Here is a 21240-nt window from a genome sequence, read left to right as displayed (position 1 = left end):
GATCATATTATGAAAAAGTATATTCTAATTTAACCTTCTACAACTTTTTCTTTTCGCCTTTTAAATTTTGAATCTTAGTAATATCTTCTGCAACTTCCAAGCATCCCAAATACTTTCCATTTTCATCGTGCACAGCATAATAGCGCAAATACAATGTTCTCCCCATCTTTTTAGGAGTAAACCAATATTCGATTTCATCACGCTTGCCTTCATGAAAAGCTTTAAAAATCTTCTCAATCAACGGCCGACTCTTAGCCGTATGACAGGAGAAAACTGAATTGCCAATCGCATTTTTAGAATGCGGATAAATTGCGGCACCACCGCCAAAATAGGCTACCTTGTCATTTTCATCAATAAAAGTTAAAGCAAATGGCAATAGATCCAAGATTGCATTCAATTGCTCTAAATTAAGCGCACCTTCCTTGAAGTTGATAAAGAATGAACTCAAATTTTTAACATCAACTGGACCTGCACTATTTTTAGGAAGCTGAGGCTGCCAATTCATCGGCTCACGAATCAAAGTATAGCCAATCTGCTTTTCCTCATTTTTGACATTGTACCAATCTTCTTGATTTGCGACTTCATCAATCATCGGAATCATGATCTCTTCTTCCTTAAAGATCATTTCTAAGACTTCGTGGCTGGCTTTTTTAATTACTTGGTCTAACTCATCTATCTTCACCTGATCTTGGTTAGCGACCTTCTGTGCATCCCTAATCAATGCGCGAATATCATCATCCACACCCCACATTACTTCCGGTGGAGCTGTGATGCCATACTTATTCATAAGCGGAAAAAGTGAAGTCTCCTTTCTGCGATAATGCTTATCGATCGTCGCCAGATCCTTCAATTCTTGCCTAATTTTCTTCAAAGTGTCTTTTCCCTGCCCATATTTAGCTAAATCTGGCAAAAGTGCGTCATTGATCAAAGATTTAATTACCATGTTTTCCAGTTTAATCGTATGAACGGGATGTCCAGGAATCGCAAAATCAGGATTTTCTTCATTTTGCTTAATATTGCCCTTGAACACATCCGCATGGACATTACACAAATACTGAATATCTGCTGGATTCAACCCTTGCTTGATCAATTCCCGTTCAGCTGCCGTAATCTCAGCCACGTCCACTTGATCAAACTCTTTTTGAAACATTTCCTTGGCCGTTTTAAAATCACCGCCATTTTGAATATAATGCAAAATCTTTAAAATCGCATCTTGTCTTTTTTTATCAGTCATTGATTACCTTATACCCTTTTTCTTCAAACGCTTTTTTTACCTTCGCCAAATCAATTTTCATGGCTTGAGCTCCAAGCGGAATCGTCATTACTCTACCTACCGTATTAAGCAAACCTGGAATCTTAATTCGAGTAAAACCACAATCATACATAATCTGAACAAAATCCGGATATTTATCCGCCATCTTTTTAATTGGTAAATTAAAGTCGATTATCTTAGCTTCATTTTGAGACTCAGCCTTCTTTTTCTCCTGCATCCCCAGCTGCTCTTTTGCCGCCTCTGACATGCGTTCAGGTGACCACACAGGATACCAAACTAGCCGAATATCACATTTACTAATGCCATCAACCTGCAAAACTGCATTTTGAATGCTATTTTGCAAATAATCAGACAGTGGACAACCCATAATAGTCAAAGTCATCTTGATAGTGGCTTTTTCTTTTTCAATATCAATACTGTAAATCAGGCCCAAATTAACTACATCAACCTGTAATTCTGGATCAATTACCTTAGTCAATGCCGTCATAATTTGATCTACTTGTTTTATATTTTCTTCTTTCATCTTTTTCCTATCTAGCAAAAAAGTCTGGAAAATCTTCCAGACTTTATTCTACTTTATCGCTGTAATTTATCCCAGATTACTACCTTGCCTGCCTTCATCGATTTAGGCACATCAATGATGCGCTGATTACTAGAACCTCTGAACTGCAAGGTTAAATCCTTTAAATCATTCATAAAACGACCGTCGACTAAAATATCGATCTTCGAAAGCATTTCTTTTTTATCAGGCGTCTCTTTTTGCAATTCGTCCCAAGTATAACCTGACCAAGACCAAATATCTTTTTTATGACCAAATTCTTTTCTAATACGATTAATAATTCTTAGACAAACATCAGTATTCAGGAAAGGTTCGCCGCCCAACAAGGTTAAGCCTTGCACGTAGGACTGAGACAAATCATTGATAATTCTGTCTTCCAATTCTTGAGTATATGGGAAACCATAATTAAAGTTTTGTGCTGCTAGATTGTAACAACCAGGGCAATCAAACAAACAACCTGAAACATATAGACTACAGCGGACGCCTTCACCATCGACAAAGTTAAAGGGCTTATAATCAGCTACTTTATGCTTAGAATAATCCTTTGATAACCATTCACCCGGCTTAGGGTTCTTAGGCTTACGATGCAATCTTTTTAGCTTTTTTTGATGCTCAATCTGCGGTTTATATTGGTCTGGATCGACAAACATGGTATCGCCACCCATATTAACCTTGATTAAGTTGCTGCGAATGTCAGGCCCTTCTTGTGGATTTTTATCTTTTTCAGGCATTAGTATTCACCATTCTTAACTTCTTCTTCAGTAGCCAAGCTATCTTCCATGCCAAAATCCATATGTTTTACACGGTGAATAATTTCTTCGTGACGGCCGTGAACCATCGGTCTCTTCAATGGGTTACCCAAGTAGCCACAGGTTCTCTTAACACAATCACAAGTTGCAGGATCATGGTTACCGCACTTAGGACATTGAAAGCCTTTAGCCGTAGATTCAAATTCACCGGCAAAACCACACTTGTAGCATTTATCAATTGGTGTGTTGGTTCCGAGATATCCTACCTTGTCGTAAGCCCAATCCCAAACAGCTTCTAGAGCTGCCGGATTTTGCTTCAAGTTAGGATATTCGCAATAATGGATAAAGCCACCAGCTGCATAATATGGATATGGTGCTTCGAAGGTTAACTTTTCAAAAGGTGTTGGGTGTTTTCTGACATCATAGTGGAATGAATTAGTGTAGTATTCCTTGTCTGTAATATCTTTGATTTTGCCAAATTTTTCCGTATCAAGACGGCAGAAACGATCAGTTAAACTTTCACTAGGAGTTGAATATAAACTGTAGTGCCAGTGGTACGGATCTTCTTTTTCCCATTTAGCACACAAGTCGTGCATGCGTTTAACAATTTCAATAGTAAAATCATGCGCTTCTTCATTGTGTTCCCAATCAGGACCGTAGAAGACAGTCCCCACCTCGTACAAACCAATGTAGCCTAATGAAATAGTAGCACGACCATTCTTGAAGAGTTGGTTGACATCATCACCGGGCTTAAGTCGTTTACCAAATACACCATATTGATACATGATTGGAGCATTTTCTGGCTTAGCTTGAATAGCGCGACGACCCTTAAAAGCGAGTGCTTGATGACAGGTCCGCATACGTGTATCAAAGATCTTCCAGAAAAGTTCTTTATCGCCATGACTTTCCATCGCAATTCTAGGCAAGTTCACGGTTACTACACCGAGGTTCATTCTACCTGAGTTTACCTCATGACCGTTTTCATCTTTCCAGCCTTGCAAGAATGAACGACAACCCATCGGTGCCTTGAATGAACCGGTGATTTTTTTAATCGTGTCGTACATCAAGACATCTGGGTACATTCTCTTAGTAGAACATTGAATAGCCAATTCTTTGACATAATAATTAGGATCGCCAGGATGAAGATTCAAACCCTTTTTGATGGTGAACACTAGCTTAGGGAAGATAGCTGTTCTTCTTTCTCTACCTAAACCTTTAATTCGAATTCTCAAAATATCTTTTTGAATTTCTTTTTCAATCCAAGAAGTACCAAGACCAAAGCCTAAAGTTGTAAATGGAGTTTGTCCTTGACTAGAGAACATGGTATTGATTTCATATTCAAGACCTTGCATCGCATCATAGATGTCCTTCTTGGTTTGCTTTCTGGCATATTGCTCTACCTTTTCAGGATCATCAATAAATTCAGCCGCATCCTTTAAGTGCTTGCGATAATTCTTTTCCGCAAATGGTGCAAGAACTTCATCAGCACGATCAAATGAACAACCACCATACTGACTAGAAGCCACGTTGGTAATAATTTGGGTAACTTGGTGTGTTGCTACATTAATTGAATTAGGACTAGTCATATAGGCATTACCGATCTTAAAACCGTTAGTCAACATGTCCTTAAAATCGATTAAGCAGCAGTTAGTCATTGGTGAAAGAGGCGTGTAATCTAAATCATGCCAGTGAATATCACCGCGCAAGTGAGCTTTAGCAATGTGCTGCGGCATCATAGTCAAACCAACGGTCTTTCCCACCGTACCCGCAGTTAAATCACGCTGAGTGCTGAAAACTTCACTATCTTTGTTGGCATTTTCGTTAACGATCGTAGGATCGCCATGCACCATGCGCTCTAATCTAGCACGAGTATCAGTCTGCTTGAGCCAATTCTTCTCGTCTTGCTTACGATAATCTACGTAAGCCTTTGCTTCATCCAGGTAGCCTAATTCATGCAGACTCTCTTTAAAAGCATGAGCTACATCTTCAGCCTTCACAGTAGTGGTAGTTAATTTAGCTGCAATCTTTTCAATCACAGCATCTGCTTCATCATCCAAGCCAATACTGTGCAAGACCATTTTTAATTTAAAAATTTCAAATGGATATTTCGCCCCATCACGCTTAATGAAGGTCGTTGGCAAGTTTAATTCAGTTTCTTTTTGATAGTCAAATTCTCTTTTAAGCATAATTATCACTCCAAAATCTCGTATCTAAATCATACCATAGGTACAACATCTTGTATTCTGTTCAAATATAGATGAGTATATCTTGTATTAGACAAAATAGCGTGTTAAAGGGAATAATTCATGCAAAAATAATTTCAAAAAAAGATGAAGCAAATCAAATTGCTTCATCCCTCAAATAATATTAATCTTTATTTATTTTTTAGCTTGAGCTTTTTCAATCAATATTCTGATGACATTCAAGACGAACATCTAAGCAATGTTGTAAATCCAAACCTCACAGATCATCCAAAGCAAAATTCTTGGAACTAACCAGCCAAAGTAGCAAGAACATAATTGTTTGCAGTTGTGCTGGATCACTAACGGCAAACCAGTTTTAGGATCAACTTTCAATTTAGTTAATACTTGCTTCAAATCAGTTTTTTCTAAATCTGATTTTGGAGCTGTTTTATTTGATTTTTCATCCATCAGAATCCCCCTTTTCAAAATACTCTGTTCTGTTCACGTTCATTGTAAGGCCATGACAGACAAAAAAGCCACCGAAACAACTTCGATGGCCTTAATTATCATTATTTATCTAATTTTTCATTTTCTTCTTTAAAGATTTTGCCCTTATTAACTTCGTAATAAGTCTTGTAGCGCTTGTAATAGTTATGGAACATGTACTTCATCAATAGCCAACGCTTAAAGCTCTTGTCCTTATCATAGAAAACAGTAGTGCCATAACGACCTTCACGAATTAATTCATCGGCCTTTTCTTTATATTCATTTTCAAAGGCATATTCATTGAAGATCTTCTTTGGTACACCCAACCATAACTTGTACTTAGATTCAAGTTTGTTACCGTAAACAGTTTCCTTATCCTTCAAGGCATCTTCTACATAATCATCAATGTACCATTTAGCTAAATTGTAGCCATTCAAGGTTACGTAGAAGCTAGAACGACCCTGACGTAAGTTAATTTCAAAGAATTTGAATTCGCCGTCTCTTGGATCGTACTTGATATCAAAGTTAGCCATACCAGTATAGTTCAACTTTTCAAGGAATTGTTGAACCTGTTCATACAACTTTTCATTGTATTCTGGCAAGATAGCCATGTAGTTGCCAATTGACTGTGGCGTTGGATCTTCCAAAAGTGGGTGACCTAAACACATCATCTTCACTTGATGATTCTTATCTACATAAGCATTCAAGGTACGCATGTTAGAGTCATCACCCGGGATAAAGTCTTGCAAAATAAGATCAGCTTTGTATCCGTGAGTATAAATCTTAGTAACGATATCCTTGAATTCATCCTTATCTTGAATGGCAAAAGTCTTCTTACGACCTTCAAATTGACATTTAAGCCATGAAACAGGATCCTCTGGCTTAAGTTCTACAGGGAAATCGAATGGTACGTCTAAATACTTTTCAGACTTATAGTCATCCATGGTAATGATCTTAGTCTTAGGATATGGCAAGCCATATTCTTCAGCAGTCTTGTAGAAGCCTTCCTTTGAAATTAAAACTTCAAGCAAGTCATAATCAATATAAGGAACGATGAAGACTTTACTCAATTCTTCCTTGTGCTTAGCCAAAAGTTCCGCATAACCGTCACCACAAGCGATCAAAATAACTGGTTCTTCGTGACTCTTGTATTCTTCCATCTTCTTGTGCATTACATCCATGAAAGTCGGATCACTACTAAAACCATGATGCAATTCAACATCGACAATGCTGGAATAGCGCGTTGCGGCAAGTTGAACATCAGCCAAAGCTTTAACCTTGATACCATAGGCTTCATTAAACGAACGAGCCATACCATAAACATTAATGTCACTACCAAGTAAAATTGGTGTAAATTTTTTAGTCATTATCCTAAATTAAACCCCTAAATTATAGTAATTTGCCTTGTGAAATTAATTTTGCAACTTCAGGTTGAACATGTTGGTATTTCTTAACAGTATTTTCGTAATCAACAAAGAACAACTTGTACCAAACAAGGAAGGTGTAGATAGCCCAGATTTGACGTCTGTGTGAGCCGTCCCCTTCGTAGTTGTCATCGAGCAATTTAATGATCTTCTTTTGATCAAAAATATCGTTAACAAATTCTTCTTCAAACAGAGCACGAACTTGCTTGTAAAAACGTGGTTCCTTAAGCCATTGTTTGATTGGCGTTGGGAAACCAAGCTTTGGACGTTTTGCCCATTCATCTGGCAAAACTTTTTCTGAAGCCTTACGCAAAGCATACTTAGTATCGTGACGGTTAACTAAGTACTTAGTTGGAATAGAGTTGGCAAGCTCTGCAATCTTCTTATCAAGATACGGTACACGAACTTCAAGTGAGTGGGCCATTGAGATCTTGTCAGCTTTTTGTTCAATATCATTAAGCATAAAGTGGTGCAAATCAATGTATTGCATTTGCTTAACGTTATCAATATCCTTAACCTTCTTGAAGTCCTTTTGATAAATGCCATTAACGGTCAACTTATTGCGGTAAGTTGGCTGCAAAATACTATTAGCATCCTTAGAAGTAAAGATAGTTGGGTAATCCATATCATAGATGACTGATTGACCTACGTAAAATTCACTTGGCTCAGCTAAATTAGTATACATGTGAACCTTACCTGGGAAGTTAGGCATCTTCTTAATCTTATGAGCTAACTTAACTTGCTTCTTCTTAGGCAATTTCTTTAATTCGCTAGTAAAGACCTTAATGATGTCATTATGAGTATGCATTCCGTAGTTGACATAACCAGCAAACAATTCGTCAGCACCTTCACCAGAAAGAGCAACAGTAACATGCTTACGCGCTAACTTACACAAGTACCAAAGCGGAATGATTGATGGGTTGGCATCAGGTTCATCCATGTGATATTGCATTTCTGGGAAGTCACGCATAGCTTCATCAGCGTCTACCTTGTCACTAAAGAAAGTCCAGTGATTGATATCTGCCAAAGCCTTAGCCTTTGAAGCTTCATCGTAAGTTGAATCATCAAAGCTGACTGAGAAAACATCATCTGGGTTAAGCAAAGTAGTTAAGTATGAAGAGTCAACACCTTCAGATAAGAACGCACCAACTTTAACATCGGCGTTTCTGTATAAATCAACAGTTTCTTTCAAGTCATCGTTGATTCTCTTTAAAGTTTCTTCAAAGCTTAAGCTATTTTCCTTATATTCAGCGTCCCAGTATTGGTGAGTCTTCATTTCACCATCTTTATATTCGAACCAGTGACCAGCTGGGAAGCGGTAAACACCTTTAAAGAAAGTTTCTTCAAGGTCATTATATTGGTTCATTAAATATGGCTTAACGGCTTCAACGTTTAATTCGCGCTTAAACTTTGGAAATTCCAAGAAGCTCTTCAGTTCTGAACCAACAAGCAAGTGACCGTTTTGGTTGCTGTAATACATTGGCTTGATACCAAAGAAATCACGAGCACCATAAAGAGTTTTGTTGTTGTCATCCCAGATAAGGAAAGCAAACATTCCGCGTACACGCTTAAGCAGGCCATCCATGCCCCATTCTTCATATCCATGAAGAAGAACTTCAGTATCTGCCTTAGTTGAAAAAACGTGTCCAGCTTTAATTAATTCTTCTCTAAGTGGTTTAAAGTTGTAAATTTCACCATTAAAAATAATGGCTCTAGTTTTATCTTCATTATAAATTGGTTGACTTCCGCCTCGAAGATCGATAATTGACAATCTTCTAAAGCCAAGTGCAACTTCATCATTAGTGTAATAACCGTCGGAACTAGGTCCACGGTGCTTGATCGTCGCCATCATCTTACCAATGACAGCTTGTTTTTCATTTATTTTTGGATCATAAAATGCGACAATTCCGCACATAGTCAAATTCCCCTAAGTTAATCTCTCTAAAATTATATCTAGTTATTTTTTCACGTTAACTTTCTTATTATAAGCTAAAGACTTGTAATAGCCAAATGGCTTTACCATTCTTTAATCAAATAAAGTAAACGCGTCTTCTTGAAGCTGCACCATAACCAAACGACTGAATCCGATGACGCTTCAAATCAACATTCACAATATAGCCCGCAAATTCATTATTATGATCAATTTTACGGTTCAAATTCTTATTATATTTAGTCGTTAACGAATGATTTGGTCCCATTAAGGCTGAGCAATTGAATAAAATATATTGAATACCATTAATGCGATATTGATCTTCACGGTGACGATGTCCGCAGAAATAAGCTACAACACGAGCATTTTTCACTTTAGTAAAATCAAAGTAGTTAGATAAACGAAATTCAGCGGGTTCACCATCACTGGCATGCATCCGTCCCTTTTCGCATTGGTTAAAGGCAACTAATAATTCATGCAAAGAACGTCCATTATATTTCAATGCGTTTGAACCCTTTCGATTAATTGGATTAGCATGACTCATGAAGATGATCTTTTTATTGGAAGACTTAGTAAGAATTTCAATAATTTCTTCGATCTGATCTTCCCGCACTGCCAGAGTAATTTTAGTATCGTAACGTTTGTGACCTTTATTATCTAAAATATAAGGAAGGTCAGAAGTATTAACAGACACTACCCGAACATCATCAATATCAAAATAAGCTACGCCATGCTGACGAGAAACATAATGGATGCCCTTTTGACGATACATGTCGGGCCACATAATATTTTCAAATTCATTTTCAGGGAACGATGCTTTAAGATCATGATGCTCATCAAATTTATCATTTTCATCGTGATTTCCCTTAATATTTAGATATGGTACTTTATCTGATTTAAATGAATCCTTTAATTTAATAAGTTCACTTTCACCGATTAAACCGGCATCAGAGCCATCAATCCAATCGCCGAGGTGTGCCTTTAAATCAAGCAAGCCAAACTTTTCTAAATAAGCAAACTCTTGCACATGTTGCAAGCCGTTCCAGCCGTAGAAATCCACACTATCTTTATCTTTAAAATGAGTATCGGTGATTACTCCGATATTGACTGAATTCTTACCTTCACGAATATGCTTTTTTACTTCGCTTACATAATTATCAAGATAGTCTTCTACCAAGTAGCGACGGCCCGTTTTTTTACTATGAAATGCTCTAAAACGCCCTAATTCATTACTATACTTACGAATATATTCAGGCGCTAGTTCAGTTGTACTTTCGGAGCTAAGTGCCTGACGCAGTATTCCATCCTTATCTTGATAAACAGTTAGCACAAATTTCTTACCATCTGGTGTACCATCTTCTGCATCAACATGATATTCACCAATAGTGGTATATTTTTGCATAGGATCTAGTAACTCGCCATCTTTATCCATGGCTGAACGCTTTCTTGCTCCTACGATCTTATCAACTATTCCTTTAGTATGTTTCAATAGCTTCATTTTTCGCCCCAAAGACAAAAAAAGCCGGCTCTCGCGACCCGACTCAAATAATTTATGCGTTGTGTGCTAAAGCATAAGCAGCAAGTCCTACTGACAAAACAGCATCTTTAGACAATACTTCTTGTAAATCCTTGGCAGCAATTGCTTGAACTGCGCCAATAACCTTTAAACTGTAAACGATAACTCGATAATCAGTGGCTGGATCATACAAATCATCTTCATATGGATTTTCGTGGTTGTAAGTTAAATTAATTTCATCCTTATCAACATAACCATCAACGTGGTTAGTTAAGATACGGTCATGTAAATCAGTTAACTTATCAGCCATTTTGATCAAAGTTAATTTATGATCGCTTTCTGCTTCGTAGTATTCTTCTTCGGTCATATCAAAGTAATCTTTAATAGGATTATTCAAAACGTCCAAGTTATCAATTACTTTATAGACAGCTTCAGCGTCAAAGTCTTGTTCACCATTCAAAATCTTGTCTTGTGATAAGGCTAAATCATCAGCCAACATCATGGTATCTAATTTTTCCATATGATCCTCCTCAAAATTCACCCCTAATTATAGCAAAAAAAGGGATTAAAGCCTGCATTTCAAACTTAAAAATAAAATTTCTTAGAAAAAAATCCACTTTTTTTGCGTAATAAATATTAGAGAGTAAAAATATTATTTTAAAGGAGAAAATTTCATGAATGAAACTAGAATATTACGCTGCCCTTGGGGCGATGTAAAAGACGAAACAGTGAGAAACTACCATGATCATGAATGGGGCAAATTAAATTTAGATGATCAATATTTATATGAAATGCTGGTACTTGAACTTTTTCAATCAGGGCTCAGTTGGTCCACAATTTTGCACAAACGCGAGAACTTCAGAAAAGCTTTTAAGGAATTCGATGTAGAAAAAGTTGCTCAAATGACCGATTATGACGTAGGCCTGCTGATGCAGGACAAAGGCATCATCCGTAATCACATCAAAATCAATGCCGCAATCAAAAATGCTAAGGCGATCCTAGTAGTTAAGCAAGAATATGGCAGTTTCGCCAAATATTTGCAAAGTTTTATCCCTTCACCAATTGTGCATCATCCCGATACCATTGACGAAGTTCCTACCACTAACGACATTGCAAAGCAGATTGCCAAGCAAATGAAAAAAGATGGTTTCTTTTTCGTAGGTCCTGTAATTATCTATTCTTACCTCCAAGGAATTGGCTTAATTAATGACCATCTTGAAGATTGTTACTTCAAAAATAATGGATGAAAAAAAGAGAAGACGTTTGTCTTCTCTTTTTCATAGGAATTAAAAATTAAACTAACTTCTTTCTGATCCAACCTGAGATCCAGTCAATGATAACAACCATAATGATGATACCAAGCAAAATGATACCTACACGGTCCCATTGACGATATTGCAAAGCAATGATCAATGGATAACCGATACCACCGGCACCTACCAAACCAAGGATAGATGCGGAACGAATTGAAACATCAAAACGATACAAAGTGTTAGAAATCAAAGCTGGCATCAAGTTAGGCATAGTTGAAAACATGATTACGTGGAACTTAGAACCACCGGCTGCAATAACAGCTTCGTTTGGCCCTTCTTCCAAGTTTTCAATAGCTTCTGAGAACAACTTGGCAAGCATACCAACTGAGTGGAAACCTAATGCCAAAACACCGGCTGCAGAACCAGGACCCACGGCCTTGATGAACATCAAAGCAAGAACAATTTCAGGGAATGAACGGATAATTGCCAAAACAATTTTACCGATTCTTGAAGTGTACCAATGCTTGTGCTTGGTATGGGCTGCCCAGAAGGCAAATGGCAATGAAATAATTGCGGAAATGAATGTACCTAAGAAAGCGATACAAATGGTTTGCCACAATTGTGAGATCAAGTCTTCACCTGAGCCATTGTAAACATAGCTCCAGTCAGGATGGAAAATACCTGAGAAGATTGCACCGGCAATTTGACCAGCAGTGGCTTTAATACCACCGAAGTTAATACCAGTACATGACCAAACAATAATTACGATAGTGGCAATTGCAATTAGCCAATGTGCAACTTGTTTCTTACGGTCAACGGGTTTAGCGGGTAATTTTTTTATTGTAGTATCCATTATTTCATTAACGCCTCCCGTGACTTAGATGAAACGTAGTCGATCAAGACAACAACTACGATAATAACGATGATGATCGTACCAGTTTGAGCATAATTGAAGACCTGCAAAGTTTGTTGCAAGTTCAAACCAATACCACCGGCACCGATATAACCAAGGACTGTTGATGCTCTGACGTTGATTTCAAATGCATATAGAACATATGAAATGAAGTAAGTGATAATTTGTGGCATAACTGCGTAATGGATAATTTGCAATTTGTTTGCACCTACGGCAGTCAAAGCTTCAATTGGACCTGGATCAATTGTTTCGATTGCTTCGTAGAACAACTTAACAACCACACCAAAGGTGAAGACTGCTAAAGCCAAGATACCAGCAACTGGACCGATACCTACGATAGCTACGAAGATCGCACCAAGAAGCAAGTCAGGAATGGTTCTGACAATGTTCATGATCACACGAAGAATGCCAGTCACAGCCTTGTTCTTAACGATGTTACGGGCAATCAATAATGAGTAGATAAATGCGACAACAGATCCAATTACCGTACCCAAGACAGCCATCTTGATGGTTTCAATCAACTTAGGCCAAACAACGTTCAAGTAGCTCCAATCTGGATGAGACATTTGAATAAAGATGTCAGCAAATTGGTTCCAGTTTTCAAACAAGACACTAATGTGCGTGTTAGTAACATTGATTGAAATAAATAGTCCTGCAATCATGATGATTGTCCAAACCAAGTTCATTACTTTGAACTTACGCTTAGGCAATTGATTTACTTGTTCAGGCATTATTCATCCTCCTCGCTGCCGTTACCACCGTTGTAAATATTAGTGAAGACAGACTTAGGAGTATCTTTCATCTTGCCATCGTAAACTACTTGACCAGCACGGATACCGATTACTCTTTCACCAAATTGTTGTGCAAGTTCGATACTGTGCAAGTTAGCAACTACGGTCATGCCGTATTTTTCATTAAGCATCTTCAAGTCATTCATGACTCTCACTGAAGTCTGTGGATCAAGTGATGCAGTTGGTTCATCAGCCAAGATGATCTTTGGATTTTGCATAAGCACACGTGCAATAGCTACACGTTGTTGTTGACCACCTGATAACTCGTCAGCACGTGCATAAACTTTATCGGCCAAATCAACTTGTTGTAAAGCTTCATAAGCCTTTTGTTTATCTTCTTTATCGAATAAGTTAAAAGTAGTCTTCCAAGTTGGGTAGTAAGCTACGCGGCCTACCAAAACATTGCGCAAAACACTAGAACGCTTAACCAAGTTAAAGTTCTGGAAAATCATTCCGATATCGCGACGTAATTTACGCAAATTCTTGCCTTTAGCACTTGTAATTGATTTGCCGTCAATCAAAATATCGCCTGAAGTAATATCATGCAAACGATTGATTGAACGTAGCAAAGTTGACTTACCAGCGCCAGACAAACCAACAACTACTACGAATTCACCTTTATTAATAGTTAAGTTGATGTCCTTTAAACCTACAGTACCATTGTCGTAGATCTTGGAAACATCTTTTAATTGGATCATTGGCTTATCTGCCATTTAATCGTCAAACTCCCTTAATTAAATTTATTATTTCTTAGTTGATTCAACGATCTTGTCGTATTTACGGATAACGTTGAAGTCACTATCTTTTGCGTATGCGTAACCTTCGTGGCTATATACGCTTTCGATAACTTTCTTACCTTCCTTTGACTTACCTACAGCGATGAATGCCTTAGCAAGCTTCTTACGGAATGACTTAGACATACTTGGAATTACTGAGATAGTGTCGTTAGGAATTGGCTTAGTAAAGTAAATTGGAACAACTTGACTCATGATCTTTGGGTTGTCCTTCTTAACGATGTTACGTGCATCTTCAAAGACGAAGGCTGCATCAGTATCGCCGTTTAATACGTTCAAAACAGCTTGGTCGTGACCAGTAACAGTAACTAACTTACAACTCTTAGTTACGTCCAAACCCTTTTGCTTAAGTTCAGCAACTGGGAATACGTATCCAGCTGATGAAGTTGGGTTTTGAACTGAAATTGACTTACCCTTTAAGTCTTTCCAGTTCTTGATCTTTGAACCCTTCTTAACAAGGATTTCTGCACGATAGCTCTTTACTAATTGGTTAGTTGCTTTACCACCTGGTTGCTTAACACCGTAACGTTCAGCTTGCAAAAGCAAATCAGCTGCGCCTTGCTTGTGAGCTAAAACATAACCATCTGGTGGAAGGAAACCTACATCAACTTTCTTTGATTTCATAGCTTCCACAACGGTGTTGTAGTCAGTTGACATAGAAACGTGAACTGGGATACCCAATCTCTTTGAAAGCATCTTTTCAAGAGGCTTTGCACGGGCTTGCAACTTAGTTGCAGCTTGACTTGGTACAAATTGAATAGTTAATGACTTTGGAGTGTAGTTTTCTTTGTTAGATGAACTACTACTCTTGCTTGAACATGCAGTTGCAACTACCGCAACAAGTAATGCAACTACTGCTACCAAGATTCTTCTAAATCTTTTCATATTGTCCTCCATGAACAAAATAGTGATAAAACAAACAACGCCATAAAAAAAGACTTAATTACGGGGCGACAAAAACGATCAATAATTAAGCCTGATTAATAGCACAGATATTAGTAAAACGAACAGAAAAAACGTCTCCAAAAGCGGAAGACTTGCCGATAACAATAAATTTATTTACATCCTTAAGCAAAACTCATCCACTCCCTTCAGCAGCTCTACGTTCATTTGTTAAAATAATACCAAAAATATTCGGGTTCTATCAAGCCTTTTTAGGAAACTTTTCATTAAAAAATAGCTAGATGAATTTATGTTCATCTAGCTATTAACACTATTTAATTAGTTCTTCTTCATTGTTGGTTTAACTGGGTTGTTAGCCATATCAGTCTTAACAATCAATACATCAGCTAAAGCATGTTGGTTAACGTATTCAGTAACTGAACCCATCAACATTCTTTCAACTGCATTAAGACCTGTTGCACCCATAACGATTAAGTCATTATGGTGGTCTTTGATGAAGTCGTAAGAAATAATACGCTTAGGACTACCATAACGAATATGGTAATCTACATCATCAAAGTTAAAGTTATCATGAGCCCATTTCTTCAAACTCTTCAAATATTCTTCAGAGTCTTGAGTCATTTGGTAAATAGTATCGCCAGAAATCAAAGTGTCTTGCATTTCACCCATAAATTGACGAGTATCGATAACGTTCAATACATCAACGTGAGCACCATCACGTAAACCAACTCGAACAGCCTTATCAAAAGCTCTTTCTGCTGATTCCGAACCATCAACTGGAACTAAAATACTTTCTTTATCTGTTGCCACTTTTCTTCATCTCCTATCCGATTGCTTTATTCTTAATGTTTATTTTAACATAATTTTGTAAGCTATTACTTTTCTAAATAATTGTTTAGGCTCATATTTGTTGCTAAAATAATATGCATGACAACATTTAATTACAGAAAGGAGCATTTTTTTGACCCAAAAATTAATTAATCAATTAATCGGTGTAACCAGTGGCCGCAACTTCCGTGAACTTGGAGGTTATGAAACTTTATCTGGCAAAAAAATCAAGATGCATAAACTTCTTAGAACTGGTAATTTGGCTGATCTATCACCATTTGACAAGCAGTTCTTAACTGATTACGGCGTAAAATATGACGTTGACTTTAGAAGTAAAGAAGAAGTGGATAATCAATCTGATCGCGTTCCAGACGGTGTTGAATACATTTATGATCCCGTCTTTAGCGAAGACTTAACCAATTCATCTAAGAGTCTAAACGATTTGAATAAGCAAGCCGCTAACGATGCTGACTTCGGTTTTGATCACATGCACTATGCTTATGAAGACATGATCGAAAGTGAATCTGCTCAAAATGCATATCGTAAACTTTTTGAAGTCTTGCTCAAAAATGATGGCGAAAACGAAAGCGTCATCTTCCACTGTACTGCTGGTAAAGACAGAACCGGCTTTGGTGCAATGCTAATTTTAAGTGCTTTGGGTGTACCGTTTAGCACTATCAAAAAAGATTACCTTTTAACTAACATTACTACCAAGGACTTCGTTGACAGCATGGTTGAACATGCACGTCAAAACGGTCGTAACGAAAACGTTCTTCAATCAATTCGAGACATTCAAAGTGTCCGTCCTGAATATCTTGATCATGCCATTAAGGTATTGAATGACAAATACGGCAGTATCAATAACTATTTACGTGATGTTATGAAGCTCTCTAGCGCAGACATTATGAAATTACGTGAAATTTACCTTGAAGACTAAAAAAGAAGGCTAGAAAATTCTAGTCTTCTTTTTTCATAAATTTTTGCTTTAAAAATGCATAAATCGCTTGCGGATCGGTAAAATTAAATACTTCCCGCAATTCATTAGCCGGAGTATCAGCCAAGAAATCCATTACGCTAGCTAACAACTTAGCCTGTCCATCAGGATCATTGTCCAAAAGCATAAACAAGAATTTTACTTCTAATGTTTCTTCAGACTTAATCATATTATGAAAAAGAACCGGTTGTTTAAGTGCTACTGGCACAATCAAACGCGTATTTACAAACTCACCTTCCGTGTGCGGCACTGCAATATTAGGAATATTTTGACCTAACGTTTTAGTATCTAAACCGGTAGGAAAATTGTGTTCACGTTCAACAATATGTGATAAGAAGTTACCTTTCACATAGCCTCGCTCAAGCAATTTATCATAAACTTCTTTTAAAACTAAGTCCTGCTTTAATTGATCAGACACAAAAACTGCATCTGAAGCAAAAAGATTTTCAGTATTGGTCATTGAATTTTACCCTCTATTATGGAATTACTATTTTTAGCGTAAGTTAACAAGACGTTTTTTTCAATTGAAAAGATGTTAAAGTTAATTCATCAGCAATTTTTATGAGGGTGAAAATTATGGAAAAGAAAAAGACTTTATATTTTGGTGCCGGTTGGTTCAACGAAAAGCAAAACAAGGCTTACCAAGAAGCTATGGCAGCTTTAAAAGAAAATCCAACAGTTGATTTAGAAAATAGCTACATACCTCTTGATAATCAATACAAGGGTATTCGCGTTGATGAACACCCAGAATACTTACACGATATTGAATGGGCTTCTGCAACCTACAACAACGACCTAGTAGGAATTAAGACTTCTGATATCATGCTTGGCGTATATTTGCCAGAAGAAGAAGACGTTGGCTTAGGTATGGAACTTGGCTACGCTTTATCTCAAGGTAAATACATTTTATTAGTTATTCCTGACGAAGATTACGGCAAGCCAATCAACTTAATGAGCTGGGGCGTCTGCGACAACGCTATTAAGATTAGCGAATTGAAAGACTTCGACTTTAACAAGCCTCGTTACAACTTCTACGATGGTGCTGTATATTAGCAAACTAAATGACCTATCGCTTAAAAACTGCGATAGGTCATTTTTTAATATTATTCGTCATGTATAAATTATCTTTCCTAAATAAATATATTCCAAGCGATTTTCCAAAAAATTATTATTCTATACCCACTTCATATGGAAGTCCGAGTCACTTATGTAAATCATATATCACTTGGCTATATCATTTTATTACTAAGTTGTTGTTTAGCCTTCAATGCCCATTGGTATCACAAGCCTTTCTTTATATCTGACTAACTACACTAACTATGTCATTGGACTCACCTTTCCTTTTTTCTTTTATTTCTTAATTTCTTTACACTCATAATATAGCACATTTTTCTCAAAAGTAAAAGCGCTTACATTAAAATTAGAAATTAAATTTTGATTGACTATTGGCCTTTTAGCATAATTGCACAAAAAGTTAAGATTTTTTCGCTATAATATATGGTAACAAGTTTTATTAGGAAGAAAGCAATATGACACAAAATCAAATAGAAAGACATCAATTAGGTCAACTCATCGGTGCAAATAAACGTGATCATTATTATGAACTTCATTATTCCACTGGAGAAGTTGCTCGTCTTTATATTTTAGCTGACGGAATATTCCGCTATTTCCTTGATCCAGCTAAGGAATTCGACGAAAATCATTCTTCTTTCGTTGACCTGTCTCAATTTAATAATAGTTACTTTGAAAAATCTAAAGCCAAGGCCACAAGTGATTCTTTAATCATTCAAACTGGTAATTACCAATTGATTTTTCAACAAAAACCTGCGGTGATGACTATTTTTGACGAGACTTTACACCGTAGTCGTTTATCTCAACTTAGTCCACTTGAACTAAGCAGCAACCAAACAACAGAAATTCTAAAACAACACAAAAATGAATTTTACTTTGGTGGTGGGATGCAGAACGGCTACTTTAGTCATAAAGGTCAAGTCATTCAAATCGAACGCGACCACATTACGGGTAAAGGCGGAGTTTTAACCCAAGTACCATTTTTCTGGGCTAACTCCGGTTTTGGTGAATTAAGAAATACTGAAACTACTGGTAGCTATGATTTTGGTAAAACCAATCATGATGCCGCAATCTTAACTCACAATAGTAAGTTATTTGATACATTTTATTTATTAGGCAACTCACCTAAAGATATTTTGGCTAAGTATTACCTTTTGACGGGTAAACCATTAATGCCACCTAAATATGCTTTGGGTCTGGGTCACGTAGGAAACTTTTTGACTACAATGTGGCAGCCGGGGGAAGCTAAAGAACGTAATGCTACCATGTTCGAAGATGGCAACTATTACACTAGGACTTCCAATCCTGAAGACGCTAACGGTAAGGCCTCATTGAATGGAGAAGAAGAATATCAATTCTCCGCTCGTGCAATGGTTGATCGTTACCAAAAAGAGCATTTCAAACTAAGCTGGATTGTTCCTAACTATCAAGTACAAGATATCAATGCGGAAGCAATGACTAGCTTCAGTGATTATGCTACAAGTAGAGATGTTAATGCTGGCCTTTGGAGTGAAAATCAAACGCCGAAGGCAACTCCAGATACTACGTTTATTCAAACTAACACCAGCGATCCAAAAATTTTGAAAAATGATGCTTTAATTTTACGTGATAATCTTAAGCGTAAAAGACCTCTCATTTTTTCAAATACAGGAATTGCCGGTAGTCAAAATAGAACGATGCTCGCCTTTGGTGATATTGGAGGCAACTGGGAAAATATTCCAACTCAAGTTGCTGGCTTCCTATGTGCTAGTCTATCTGGCCAACCTTTAATTGGTAGTGCCGTAGATGGAACCGCTGGCGGTGGTAATGCTCAAATTAGTATTCGTGATTTTGAATGGAAGACTTTTACACCACTACTCTTCAGTCTTGATGACCAAGGCAAATTCAGTAAAACTCCATTTGCATATAACAATAAGATGACGCAAATCAATCGTGCTTACTTGCAATTGCGTGAACAATTGCAAACTTACATGTACACATTGATCTATCGTGCTCAAGTTGGTGAACCAATCATGCGGCCTTTATTCTTGGAATTCCCACATGAACAAGTCAATTACACCCCACAAGTTAGCCATGAATTTATGCTTGGGCCTAACTTGCTCATTTCACCAATTGTTAATGGCCGAGAAGACGGTAATGGTAATTCTAGAAAAGATAATCTTTATTTACCAAACCACCGTACGATGTGGATTGACCTGTTTGACGGCAAGAAGTATTTAGGTGGTCGAGTTTATAATAAACTTTCATATCCATCTTGGCATTTACCAGTCTTTGTTCGTGGCGGCTCTATCTTTGATTTGGGCGAACGCAACTACGTTCTTTACCCACAAGGTCGCAGCAAGATGGTTACCTATGACGATAATGGTTACAACGATTATTCAAGAAACCATGTTGCTACACAAATTACTAGTGAACTTGAAGCAAGCAAACTCAAGATTACGATTGATCCAACTCAAGGTGACTTCAATACCTTCCAAACAGAAAATACCACTAATTTGAACATCATGTGCGATGGTTATCCTGATGGCTTAACCGTTAAAATTAATGATCAAGTCATCGACATGCAAGAATATGGCACAGTCGATACATTCGCTCATGCTAAGGAAGGATTCTTTTTTAATACAAATTACAGCTGGTTGCCTGAATTTGATCAATATCAAGAAAAGAAGCAAACCGCTTTGCAAATCAAGTTAGCTAAGCGCGACATTACTGATTCCAAGATTGAAATTATTATTCGTAACTTCAAGTATGGTAATGAGACTTTAGTACACGCAATCACTGATTCATTATTGCGTTCACCTAAGCAGCCAGCAGTTGATCCAGAAAAGATCAGCTCACATTCACTAACAGTAGTTTGGCCACAATTGACTGATCAAGTTCAAATTGAAGTTAATGGCATTTTGCATGATGGTATCGATGGTAGCTCATTTACCTTCCATGGATTGGCTCCTAATACTCGTTACAGTATGCGTTTGCGTTATGTTGCTAAAAACAAAGTTTCTGAATGGTCAGATCCATTTGGTGCAATCACTAAACCAGATCCAATGAATTTTGCCATCAGAGATATTCAAACTACTAGTAACATGACTAGTCAAAAAGATCATCCTTTGAAGTATTTGACTGATCTTAAACTCGCTAGTGAATGGGAAACTGTTAATGGCGTCAGTGAAGATCAACCGCTTGAATTAACCTTCAAGTTTAATCAATTGGAACACTTAAGCAGAATGGTTTGGGTTCCAAGAAAGATTGATCATCAAGGTGATCCTATTGAAGTCAGCGTAGAAACTTCTGTTGATGGTACTAACTTTAAACCATATGGCGAACGACTTACTTGGAAATCTGACAGCAAGAATAAGGTTGTTGGTTTAAGAGACGTCGAAGCTAAGGCAATGAGAATCAGAGTTTACAAATCATCTGGTCCGATTGTTGCAGCTGAAGAGGTTATCTTCTTTAAAGAAAAAAAGAATAATGATTAAGCAAAAAGAGCTCTGAAGTGAGACCTAAAAGTGAGACACTTTTAGGTCTTTTACTATGTCTAAATTTAATAAAGAACAAAAAATAGAAATTTATCGT

19 protein-coding genes are annotated in these 21240 nt (G+C 37.2%); 4 read left to right on the top strand and 15 right to left on the bottom strand.

The window, feature by feature from the left end:
* Positions 1 to 37 precede the first annotated feature (37 nt).
* The 9 genes from JEM49_RS02605 to JEM49_RS02565 form a co-directional block, all read right to left on the bottom strand.
* Positions 38 to 1234: a DUF438 domain-containing protein gene (locus JEM49_RS02605; protein ID WP_201873500.1), complete on the bottom strand. Its 1197-nt coding sequence runs from the start codon at positions 1232 to 1234 to the stop codon at positions 38 to 40.
* Positions 1227 to 1796 (bottom strand): iron-sulfur cluster assembly protein, encoded by a 570-nt coding sequence (locus tag JEM49_RS02600; protein ID WP_025005573.1) that lies wholly within the window; start codon positions 1794 to 1796, stop codon positions 1227 to 1229. Before JEM49_RS02600 ends, JEM49_RS02605 begins: the two co-directional genes overlap by 8 nt.
* A gap of 53 nt (positions 1797 to 1849) precedes the next feature.
* Positions 1850 to 2563 (bottom strand): anaerobic ribonucleoside-triphosphate reductase activating protein, encoded by a 714-nt coding sequence (gene nrdG, locus JEM49_RS02595; RefSeq protein WP_201873499.1) that lies wholly within the window; start codon positions 2561 to 2563, stop codon positions 1850 to 1852.
* Positions 2563 to 4767 carry an anaerobic ribonucleoside-triphosphate reductase gene (nrdD, locus tag JEM49_RS02590; protein ID WP_201873496.1) on the bottom strand — a complete coding sequence of 735 codons (2205 nt, stop codon included), beginning with the start codon at positions 4765 to 4767 and terminating at the stop codon, positions 2563 to 2565. The genes nrdG and nrdD overlap by 1 nt, the downstream gene beginning before the upstream one ends.
* A gap of 249 nt (positions 4768 to 5016) precedes the next feature.
* Entirely contained in the window at positions 5017 to 5232 is a 216-nt protein-coding gene (locus tag JEM49_RS02585; RefSeq protein WP_201873493.1) for a hypothetical protein, read from the bottom strand.
* Between the two features lie 101 nt (positions 5233 to 5333).
* Positions 5334 to 6617: a carboxylate--amine ligase gene (locus JEM49_RS02580; protein ID WP_025005576.1), complete on the bottom strand. Its 1284-nt coding sequence runs from the start codon at positions 6615 to 6617 to the stop codon at positions 5334 to 5336.
* A gap of 22 nt (positions 6618 to 6639) precedes the next feature.
* On the bottom strand, positions 6640 to 8589 hold the full coding sequence (gene asnB / locus JEM49_RS02575) for an asparagine synthase (glutamine-hydrolyzing) (protein WP_087236015.1): 1950 nt from the start codon (positions 8587 to 8589) through the stop codon (positions 6640 to 6642).
* Positions 8590 to 8704: 115 nt separating this feature from the next.
* Positions 8705 to 10102: a metallophosphoesterase family protein gene (locus tag JEM49_RS02570; RefSeq protein WP_201873485.1), complete on the bottom strand. Its 1398-nt coding sequence runs from the start codon at positions 10100 to 10102 to the stop codon at positions 8705 to 8707.
* 52 nt (positions 10103 to 10154) lie between these two features.
* Entirely contained in the window at positions 10155 to 10640 is a 486-nt protein-coding gene (locus JEM49_RS02565) for a hypothetical protein (RefSeq protein ID WP_087236019.1), read from the bottom strand.
* A 154-nt stretch (positions 10641 to 10794) separates the two neighbouring features.
* On the opposite strand from JEM49_RS02565, the gene JEM49_RS02560 reads away from it, so the two are divergent.
* Positions 10795 to 11367, top strand: a complete 573-nt coding sequence (locus JEM49_RS02560) for a DNA-3-methyladenine glycosylase I (protein WP_087363984.1) — start codon at positions 10795 to 10797, stop codon at positions 11365 to 11367.
* Between the two features lie 46 nt (positions 11368 to 11413).
* Here JEM49_RS02560 and phnE (JEM49_RS02555) read toward each other — a convergent pair whose 3' ends face one another.
* From phnE (JEM49_RS02555) to JEM49_RS02535, 5 genes are all read right to left on the bottom strand, one after another.
* Positions 11414 to 12226, bottom strand: coding sequence for a phosphonate ABC transporter, permease protein PhnE (phnE, locus tag JEM49_RS02555; protein ID WP_098044011.1), 813 nt, complete (start codon positions 12224 to 12226; stop codon positions 11414 to 11416).
* A complete protein-coding gene (phnE, locus tag JEM49_RS02550) occupies positions 12226 to 13017 on the bottom strand; it encodes a phosphonate ABC transporter, permease protein PhnE (protein WP_005721698.1) in 792 nt (263 codons plus the stop codon). Before phnE (JEM49_RS02550) ends, phnE (JEM49_RS02555) begins: the two co-directional genes overlap by 1 nt.
* Positions 13017 to 13790 (bottom strand): phosphonate ABC transporter ATP-binding protein, encoded by a 774-nt coding sequence (gene phnC / locus JEM49_RS02545; protein ID WP_025005582.1) that lies wholly within the window; start codon positions 13788 to 13790, stop codon positions 13017 to 13019. The genes phnE (JEM49_RS02550) and phnC overlap by 1 nt, the downstream gene beginning before the upstream one ends.
* A 30-nt stretch (positions 13791 to 13820) precedes the next feature.
* A complete protein-coding gene (locus tag JEM49_RS02540; RefSeq protein ID WP_025005583.1) occupies positions 13821 to 14756 on the bottom strand; it encodes a phosphate/phosphite/phosphonate ABC transporter substrate-binding protein in 936 nt (311 codons plus the stop codon).
* Between the two features lie 336 nt (positions 14757 to 15092).
* On the bottom strand, positions 15093 to 15584 hold the full coding sequence (locus tag JEM49_RS02535) for a universal stress protein (RefSeq protein WP_025005584.1): 492 nt from the start codon (positions 15582 to 15584) through the stop codon (positions 15093 to 15095).
* Between the two features lie 151 nt (positions 15585 to 15735).
* On the opposite strand from JEM49_RS02535, the gene JEM49_RS02530 reads away from it, so the two are divergent.
* Positions 15736 to 16539 carry a tyrosine-protein phosphatase gene (locus tag JEM49_RS02530; protein ID WP_201873483.1) on the top strand — a complete coding sequence of 268 codons (804 nt, stop codon included), beginning with the start codon at positions 15736 to 15738 and terminating at the stop codon, positions 16537 to 16539.
* Positions 16540 to 16558: 19 nt separating this feature from the next.
* On the opposite strand, the gene JEM49_RS02525 is transcribed toward JEM49_RS02530, so the two are convergent.
* Complete coding sequence (locus JEM49_RS02525) at positions 16559 to 17056, bottom strand: PTS sugar transporter subunit IIA (RefSeq protein ID WP_098044013.1); 498 nt, start codon at positions 17054 to 17056, stop codon at positions 16559 to 16561.
* 116 nt (positions 17057 to 17172) lie between these two features.
* Here JEM49_RS02525 and JEM49_RS02520 point away from each other — a divergent pair, with 116 nt between their 5' ends.
* Both JEM49_RS02520 and JEM49_RS02515 read left to right on the top strand, forming a co-directional pair.
* Positions 17173 to 17649 (top strand): nucleoside 2-deoxyribosyltransferase, encoded by a 477-nt coding sequence (locus JEM49_RS02520; protein ID WP_025005587.1) that lies wholly within the window; start codon positions 17173 to 17175, stop codon positions 17647 to 17649.
* 476 nt (positions 17650 to 18125) lie between these two features.
* Positions 18126 to 21143, top strand: a complete 3018-nt coding sequence (locus tag JEM49_RS02515; protein WP_201873481.1) for a TIM-barrel domain-containing protein — start codon at positions 18126 to 18128, stop codon at positions 21141 to 21143.
* The last annotated feature ends 97 nt before the right edge of the window (positions 21144 to 21240 follow it).

The sequence above is a fragment of the Lactobacillus sp. A27 genome (genome assembly GCF_016742815.1).
Classification (GTDB): domain Bacteria; phylum Bacillota; class Bacilli; order Lactobacillales; family Lactobacillaceae; genus Lactobacillus; species Lactobacillus gallinarum.
Note: the sequence above shows the minus strand (reverse complement) of the source record. Positions and strands in the feature narration are given on the sequence as shown.

Bases quoted from the DNA above. Each gene is read 5' to 3' on its own strand.
- JEM49_RS02605 (WP_201873500.1), bottom strand. From the start codon at position 1,234: ATGACTGATAAAAAAAGACAAGATGCGATTTTAAAGATTTTGCATTAT.
- JEM49_RS02600 (WP_025005573.1), bottom strand. From the start codon at position 1,796: ATGAAAGAAGAAAATATAAAACAAGTAGATCAAATTATGACGGCATTG.
- nrdG (WP_201873499.1), bottom strand. From the start codon at position 2,563: ATGCCTGAAAAAGATAAAAATCCACAAGAAGGGCCTGACATTCGCAGC.
- nrdD (WP_201873496.1), bottom strand. From the start codon at position 4,767: ATGCTTAAAAGAGAATTTGACTATCAAAAAGAAACTGAATTAAACTTG.
- JEM49_RS02585 (WP_201873493.1), bottom strand. From the start codon at position 5,232: ATGGATGAAAAATCAAATAAAACAGCTCCAAAATCAGATTTAGAAAAA.
- JEM49_RS02580 (WP_025005576.1), bottom strand. From the start codon at position 6,617: ATGACTAAAAAATTTACACCAATTTTACTTGGTAGTGACATTAATGTT.
- asnB (WP_087236015.1), bottom strand. From the start codon at position 8,589: ATGTGCGGAATTGTCGCATTTTATGATCCAAAAATAAATGAAAAACAA.
- JEM49_RS02570 (WP_201873485.1), bottom strand. From the start codon at position 10,102: ATGAAGCTATTGAAACATACTAAAGGAATAGTTGATAAGATCGTAGGA.
- JEM49_RS02565 (WP_087236019.1), bottom strand. From the start codon at position 10,640: ATGGAAAAATTAGATACCATGATGTTGGCTGATGATTTAGCCTTATCA.
- JEM49_RS02560 (WP_087363984.1), top strand. From the start codon at position 10,795: ATGAATGAAACTAGAATATTACGCTGCCCTTGGGGCGATGTAAAAGAC.
- phnE (WP_098044011.1), bottom strand. From the start codon at position 12,226: ATGGATACTACAATAAAAAAATTACCCGCTAAACCCGTTGACCGTAAG.
- phnE (WP_005721698.1), bottom strand. From the start codon at position 13,017: ATGCCTGAACAAGTAAATCAATTGCCTAAGCGTAAGTTCAAAGTAATG.
- phnC (WP_025005582.1), bottom strand. From the start codon at position 13,790: ATGGCAGATAAGCCAATGATCCAATTAAAAGATGTTTCCAAGATCTAC.
- JEM49_RS02540 (WP_025005583.1), bottom strand. From the start codon at position 14,756: ATGAAAAGATTTAGAAGAATCTTGGTAGCAGTAGTTGCATTACTTGTT.
- JEM49_RS02525 (WP_098044013.1), bottom strand. From the start codon at position 17,056: ATGACCAATACTGAAAATCTTTTTGCTTCAGATGCAGTTTTTGTGTCT.
- JEM49_RS02520 (WP_025005587.1), top strand. From the start codon at position 17,173: ATGGAAAAGAAAAAGACTTTATATTTTGGTGCCGGTTGGTTCAACGAA.
- JEM49_RS02515 (WP_201873481.1), top strand. From the start codon at position 18,126: ATGACACAAAATCAAATAGAAAGACATCAATTAGGTCAACTCATCGGT.